The 6,701-nt window shown below is 60.8% G+C and carries 6 protein-coding genes and 2 pseudogenes; 2 read left to right on the top strand and 6 right to left on the bottom strand.

Going from position 1 to position 6,701, the window contains the following annotated elements:
- A partial coding sequence (locus VF672_RS13880) for an Hcp family type VI secretion system effector (RefSeq protein WP_331105154.1) occupies nucleotides 1-447 on the top strand: 447 nt, incomplete at its 5' end.
- A gap of 240 nt (nucleotides 448-687) precedes the next feature.
- On the opposite strand, the gene asd is transcribed toward VF672_RS13880, so the two are convergent.
- The 4 genes from asd to leuC form a co-directional block, all read right to left on the bottom strand.
- A complete protein-coding gene (asd, locus tag VF672_RS13875) occupies nucleotides 688-1,800 on the bottom strand; it encodes an aspartate-semialdehyde dehydrogenase (RefSeq protein ID WP_331105153.1) in 1,113 nt (370 codons plus the stop codon).
- Between the two features lie 81 nt (nucleotides 1,801-1,881).
- Nucleotides 1,882-2,964: a 3-isopropylmalate dehydrogenase gene (gene leuB, locus VF672_RS13870; protein ID WP_331105152.1), complete on the bottom strand. Its 1,083-nt coding sequence runs from the start codon at nucleotides 2,962-2,964 to the stop codon at nucleotides 1,882-1,884.
- A 171-nt stretch (nucleotides 2,965-3,135) separates the two neighbouring features.
- A complete protein-coding gene (gene leuD / locus VF672_RS13865; protein ID WP_331105151.1) occupies nucleotides 3,136-3,780 on the bottom strand; it encodes a 3-isopropylmalate dehydratase small subunit in 645 nt (214 codons plus the stop codon).
- Nucleotides 3,781-3,790: 10 nt separating this feature from the next.
- On the bottom strand, nucleotides 3,791-5,215 hold the full coding sequence (gene leuC / locus VF672_RS13860; RefSeq protein WP_331105150.1) for a 3-isopropylmalate dehydratase large subunit: 1,425 nt from the start codon (nucleotides 5,213-5,215) through the stop codon (nucleotides 3,791-3,793).
- A 155-nt stretch (nucleotides 5,216-5,370) separates the two neighbouring features.
- Here leuC and VF672_RS13855 point away from each other — a divergent pair, with 155 nt between their 5' ends.
- On the top strand, nucleotides 5,371-6,258 hold the full coding sequence (locus VF672_RS13855; protein ID WP_331105149.1) for a LysR family transcriptional regulator: 888 nt from the start codon (nucleotides 5,371-5,373) through the stop codon (nucleotides 6,256-6,258).
- Nucleotides 6,259-6,384: 126 nt separating this feature from the next.
- Here the strand turns inward: VF672_RS13855 and VF672_RS13850 are convergent.
- Nucleotides 6,385-6,546, bottom strand: a pseudogene (locus tag VF672_RS13850) (IS5/IS1182 family transposase); the annotation flags it as partial.
- A gap of 2 nt (nucleotides 6,547-6,548) precedes the next feature.
- A pseudogene (locus VF672_RS24635) lies at nucleotides 6,549-6,701 on the bottom strand (IS5/IS1182 family transposase); the annotation flags it as partial.

Raw genomic sequence — 6,701 nt, 5'->3', positions numbered from 1 at the left:
GATTCAGTTGGCAATACTTATCAGGAAGGTCACGAAGATCAAGTAATGGTGCAGGGCTTTCAACATGAAATGCTCATTCCGCGCGACCCGCAGTCGGGCCAGCCAACCGGCCAGCGTGTTCACAAGCCAGTGAAGATCACCAAGGTGTTCGACAAGTCCTCACCACTGTTGCTGGCAGCGCTGACATCGGGCGAGCGTCTGACCGAGATCACGATCGAGTGGTACCGTACTTCCGCTGCGGGTACGCAGGAGCACTACTACACCACCAAACTTGAAGACGCGATCATCGTCGACATCAAAGACTACATGCACAACTGCCAGGACCCGTCCAACGCCCATTTCACTCATCTGGAAGACGTTGAATTCACCTACCGGAAAATCACCTGGACCCACGAAGTGTGCGGCACTTCGGGCTCCGATGACTGGCGTTCCCCGGTTGCCGGCTAAGGCTGGCTGACCCTTGATAAACCTCGGCCGGCGCGGCTGGTCGAGGTTCCGGGTCTGAAGTCTGGCGCCTCAGCGACAGGCTCACCGAGCGGGACCGGAGTGGGGGTACTCCGACGACGGAGGAGTCCAACCAGGAGCAAAAGCCCTTGGCTGCCCTTTATCCAAGAGCGGGGCTTTATCAGTTAACTCGCCGAAGGCGAAACAGTTCTGCCGTTAGGCAGAACCGCAGCCACCTTGAACTCAGCGTTCCAGCAGAATCCGCAACATCCGACGCAACGGCTCTGCAGCGCCCCACAACAACTGGTCGCCCACGGTAAACGCGCCGAGGTACTGAGACCCCATGTTCAACTTGCGCAGACGCCCTACCGGGATATTCAGCGTGCCCGTCACCGACGTCGGGCTCAGCTCCTGAATGCTCGCTTCGCGATTGTTCGGGACCAGCTTCACCCAAGGGTTGTGCTGGCTGATCATGCCCTCGATATCAGCGATCGGCACGTCTTTGTTCAGCTTGATGGTCAGCGCCTGGCTGTGGCACCGCATCGCGCCGATGCGCACGCAAATACCATCGACCGGAATCGGGCTCTTGAAGCGTCCCAGAATCTTGTTCGTCTCCGCCTGCCCTTTCCACTCCTCGCGGCTCTGGCCGTTTGGCAGCTCCTTGTCGATCCACGGGATCAGGCTGCCCGCCAGCGGCACACCGAAGTTTTCGGTCGGGAAACCCTCGCCGCGCATGGCGTCGGCCACTTTTCGGTCGATGTCCAGAATCGCGCTCGCCGGGTTCGCCAGCTCATCAGCGACCGACGCGTTGATCGCGCCCATCTGCTTGATCAGCTCACGCATGTTCTGCGCGCCGGCGCCGGAGGCGGCCTGATAGGTCATGACATTCATCCACTCCACCAGACCGGCTTCGAACAGCCCGCCCAGCCCCATCAGCATCAGGCTGACGGTGCAGTTGCCGCCGATGTAGTTCCTGGTGCCCGCATCCAGCTGCTGGTCGATGACCTTGCGGTTGACCGGGTCAAGCACGATCACCGCATCGTCCTGCATGCGCAGGGAAGACGCCGCGTCGATCCAGTAACCCTGCCAGCCCGCTTCGCGCAGCTTGGGGAAGACTTCATTGGTGTAGTCACCGCCCTGGCAGGTCAGTACCACGTCCAGGGTCTTGAGCTCGTCGATGCTGTAGGCATCCTTGAGCGGCGCGACGTCCTTGCCCACCGACGGGCCTTGGCCGCCGACGTTGGAGGTGGTGAAAAAAACCGGCTCAATGAGATCGAAATCCTGTTCTTCCAGCATGCGCTGCATGAGCACGGAACCGACCATACCGCGCCAACCGACCAGACCTACACGTTTCATCGCAACTACACCTTAATTAAAAGTGGGGCCCCGACCGCAGAGAGCCACAGGGCTCAACCTCACGGTCATGGGCCCGAGATATTACAGATTGCGCAGCGCGGCGACTACGGCGTCGCCCATTTCCTGCGTGCCGACCCGGGCGTTGCCCTCGGACCAGATATCGCCGGTGCGCAAGCCCTGATCCAGCACCAGGCTCACGGCTTTTTCGATGGCGTCAGCAGCGGTGTGTTCGTTGAAGCTGTAACGCAGCATCATCGACACCGACAAAATGGTCGCCAGCGGGTTGGCCACGCCTTTGCCGGCGATGTCCGGGGCCGAACCGTGGCAAGGCTCATACATGCCCTTGTTGTTCGAATCCAGCGAGGCCGACGGCAGCATGCCGATGGAACCGGTCAGCATCGAGGCTTCGTCGGACAGGATGTCGCCGAACATGTTGTCGGTGACGATCACGTCGAACTGCTTCGGCGCGCGGACCAGCTGCATGGCAGCGTTGTCGACGTACATGTGGCTGAGTTCGATGTCCGGGTAATCCTTGGCGACCTGCTCGACGATCTCCCGCCACAACTGGCTGGAAGCCAGCACGTTGGCCTTGTCCACCGAGCAGAGCTTCTTGCCGCGCACCCGGGCCATGTCGAAACCGACACGGGCGATGCGACGGATCTCGCTTTCGCTGTACGGCAACGTATCGTAGGACTGGCGCTCGCCGTTTTCCAGCTCGCGGGTGCCACGCGGCGCACCAAAGTAGATACCACCGGTCAGCTCGCGGACAATCAGGATGTCCAGGCCGGCAACGATCTCGGGTTTCAGGCTGGAGGCGTCGGCCAGTTGCGGGTACAGGATCGCCGGACGCAGGTTGCCAAACAGTCCCAGCTGCGAGCGGATTTTCAGCAGGCCACGCTCCGGGCGGATGTCGCGATCAATGGCGTCCCATTTCGGGCCACCCACTGCACCGAGCAATACCGCGTCAGCCGAACGGGCGCGCTCCAGGGTCTCATCTGCCAACGGCACGCCATGCGTGTCGATGGCGGCGCCGCCGATGACGTCGTGGGTCAGCTCGAAGCCCAACTGATACTTCTCGCTGGCCAGTTTCAGGACCTTGACCGCCTCGGCCATGATTTCCGGGCCGATGCCGTCACCCGGGAGAATCAGAATCTGCTTGCTCATAAAATCCTCGTTTCAATAAGTGCATCGGCGCTTTGAAAGCGCCGATTATGTAAGCAGGTGCTATGCCGTCTGTAGGAGCCGGCTTGCTGGCGAACAGGGGGTGTCAGACTCATTTTCATAACTGACCCAACAGGTTCGCCAGCAAGCCGGCTCCTGCAGAGCGTGTGTCAATCAGGCATCCCTGAACAGCCATGGCTGCGAAGCCCGGTGCTTGCTCTCGAAGGCCGCAATCGCCTCGCCGTCCACCAGCGTCAGGCCGATATCGTCCAGGCCGTTGAGCAGGCAGTGTTTGCGGAAGGCGTCGATTTCGAAGTGGTACACCTTGCCATCTTCGCGGGTCACGGTCTGCGCTTGCAGGTCCACGTTCAGTTGATAGCCCGGGGTCGCTTCAACCACGGTGAAGAGCTCGTCGACTTCGCTCTCGCTCAGGATGATCGGCAGCAGGCCGTTCTTGAAGCTGTTGTTGAAGAAGATGTCGGCGTAGCTCGGCGCGATGATGCTGCGAAAGCCGTACTCTTCCAGTGCCCAAGGGGCGTGTTCACGGCTCGAGCCGCAGCCGAAGTTCTCCCGGGCCAGCAACACGCTTGCACCCTGATACCGCTCGGCATTGAGCACGAACTCCGGGTTCAGGGGACGCTTGGAGTTGTCCTGGTACGGCTGACCCACGTCGAGGTAGCGCCACTCGTCAAACAGGTTCGGCCCAAAGCCGGTGCGGCGGATCGACTTGAGGAACTGCTTGGGAATGATCTGATCGGTGTCAACGTTGGCGCGATCCAGCGGAGCGACCAGGCCGGTGTGTTGGGTAAACGGTTTCATGCGGGGCTCCTTATGCCTGGCTCAGGGTGCGAACGTCGACGAAACGGCCATTGATCGCTGCTGCTGCCGCCATTGCCGGGCTCACCAGGTGGGTACGCCCCCCCGCGCCCTGGCGACCTTCAAAGTTGCGGTTGGAGGTCGAGGCGCAGTGCTCGCCACTTTCCAGCCGGTCCGGGTTCATCGCCAGGCACATCGAGCAACCTGGTTCGCGCCATTCGAAACCGGCTTCGATGAAGACCTTGTCCAGCCCTTCCTTCTCGGCCTGTTCCTTGACCAGCCCCGAGCCCGGCACGACGATCGCCTGCTTGATGGTCGATGCCACTTTGCGGCCCTTGGCGATGTCCGCCGCCGCGCGCAGGTCTTCGATTCGCGAGTTGGTGCATGAGCCAATGAACACGCGATCCAGCTGGATATCGGTGATCGCCTGATTGGCTTTCAGGCCCATGTATTTCAACGCGCGTTCAATGGAGCCACGTTTGACCAAGTCGGTTTCCTGCGCCGGGTCGGGAACGTGTTGATCCACGGCCACCACCATCTCCGGCGACGTGCCCCAGCTGACCTGGGGTTTGATCTGGGCGGCGTCGAGCTCGACCACGGTGTCGAACACCGCGTCGTCGTCGGAGACCAGATCCTTCCAGGCTTCCACGGCTGCGTCCCACTGCTCGGCGGTCGGTGCGAACGGGCGCCCCTTCACGTAGGCAATGGTCTTTTCATCCGTCGCCACCAGCCCGACGCGCGCGCCCGCTTCGATGGACATGTTGCAGATGGTCATGCGGCCTTCGACCGACAGGTCGCGGATGGCGCTGCCGGCGAATTCGATGGCGTGGCCGTTACCGCCGGCGGTGCCGATCTTGCCAATAATGGCCAGGACGATGTCCTTGGCCGTGACGCCGAACGGCAGCTTGCCTTCGACCTTCACTTGCATGTTCTTCATTTTCTTGGCGACCAGGCACTGGGTCGCGAGGACGTGCTCGACTTCGGATGTGCCGATGCCGTGGGCCAGCGCACCGAAGGCGCCGTGGGTCGAGGTGTGGGAGTCGCCACAGACCACGGTCATGCCCGGCAAGGTCGCGCCCTGCTCCGGGCCGATGACGTGAACGATGCCCTGACGTACGTCGTTCATCTTGAATTCGATGATGCCGTACTCGTCGCAGTTGTCATCCAGCGTCTTGACCTGCAAACGCGACACCTGATCGACGATGGCGTCCACGCCGTCCTTGCGGTCCGGGGTGGTCGGCACGTTGTGGTCGACGGTCGCAACGTTGGCGTCGATGCGCCACGGTTTGCGACGGGCCAGGCGCAAGCCTTCGAAAGCCTGAGGCGAGGTCACTTCGTGAATGATGTGACGGTCGATATAAAGCAGCGCCGAGCCATCGTCGCGCTGCTTGACCAAATGCGAATCCCAGAGCTTGTCGTAAAGCGTTTTGCCGGCCATCAGACGGTTCCTCATCAGCGTATTTCTATGCCCCGGCCGCCGATGTCGAGAGGACACCGTAAAGACCCTTGGCTTGTGGGGGTCATGCTATGGAATATGCTTAAATAACTCAAATTCATATTTTTCATGCTTTGCATAACCAACAGGAATTCGAGATGGACCTGGCGAACCTCAATGCATTTATTGCCATCGCCGAGATGGGCAGCTTCTCCGCGGCTGGCGAGCGCCTGCACCTGACCCAGCCGGCGGTGAGCAAGCGCATTGCCGGGCTGGAGCAGCAACTGGACGTGCGTCTTTTTGACCGACTGGGTCGTGAGGTCAGCCTGACCGAAGCCGGCCGCGCCCTGCTCCCGCGGGCTTATCAGATCCTCAATGTGCTGGACGACACCCGTCGCGCACTGACCAACCTGACCGGGGAAGTCACCGGACGTTTAACGCTCGCCACCAGCCACCACATCGGTCTGCACCGTTTGCCTACGTTATTGAGGGCGTTTACCAAGACGTTTCCGGACGTCGCGCTGGACATTCAGTTTCTCGATTCGGAAGTGGCCTACGAAGAGATTCTTCACGGCCGTGCGGAGCTGGCGGTCATCACCCTGGCGCCCGAGCCACATGCGCTGGTCAAGGCGGTCAGGGTCTGGGACGACCCGCTGGACTTCGTCGCCGCGCCCGAGCATCCACTGGCGACGCAGACGAATGTCAGCCTGGCCGACATCGCCAGCTACCCGGCGGTGTTCCCGGGCGAGAACACCTTCACTCACCACATCGTCAGCGAACTGTGCGAGGCCCAGGGGCTGAAGCCCAATATTGCGATGAGCACCAACTACATGGAGACGATCAAGATGATGGTCTCCATTGGCCTGGCGTGGAGCGTGCTGCCCCGGACCATGCTCGACGAACAAGTCACGCGGATCCCGCTGCCGGGGATCCAGCTGCGGCGACAGCTGGGGTATATCGTCCATACCGAACGTACGCTGTCGAATGCCGCGCGGGCGTTCATGGCGCTGCTGGATGAACAGGCTGCCGGGCTTGAGCAGTTCTAGATGCATGCGTGCTGGCGAACCCGATCCAACGCAGACCGTGTGAAAACCGGGTAACTGGCCGCTAACCAAAAAAGCCCCGATCAAGTAGGGGCATTTTTCGTTGGTACAAAGAGAAAAAAGGCCTTCCTAGGCCAGCAACTCCATCATTCGGCGCAAGCCCAACACGTTGATCGCCCTTTTCAGGTTGTAGGCGTTCACGGCCAGCGCCATTTCCGTTCGCGCACCCTTGAGCTGGCGAAGCAGGAACCTACCATTGCCGTAGATCCATTGTTTGAGGTTGCCAAATGGGCCAAATCACCTTTTACCAAACCTGCTGAACGGCAGAATTGAACAAACGCGCGGCACGTTGCCGAGAACGCAGTGGCGTTATCTTTGCGGAAGTCGGCGATGGTTTTGAAGTCCGGCGCGAGGCGGTTGAGCAGCCACATGACTTCGATGTTGCG

Source organism: Pseudomonas sp. (assembly GCF_036387035.1).
Taxonomy (GTDB): domain Bacteria; phylum Pseudomonadota; class Gammaproteobacteria; order Pseudomonadales; family Pseudomonadaceae; genus Aquipseudomonas.
This window is presented reverse-complemented; position numbering and strand designations above follow the sequence as displayed.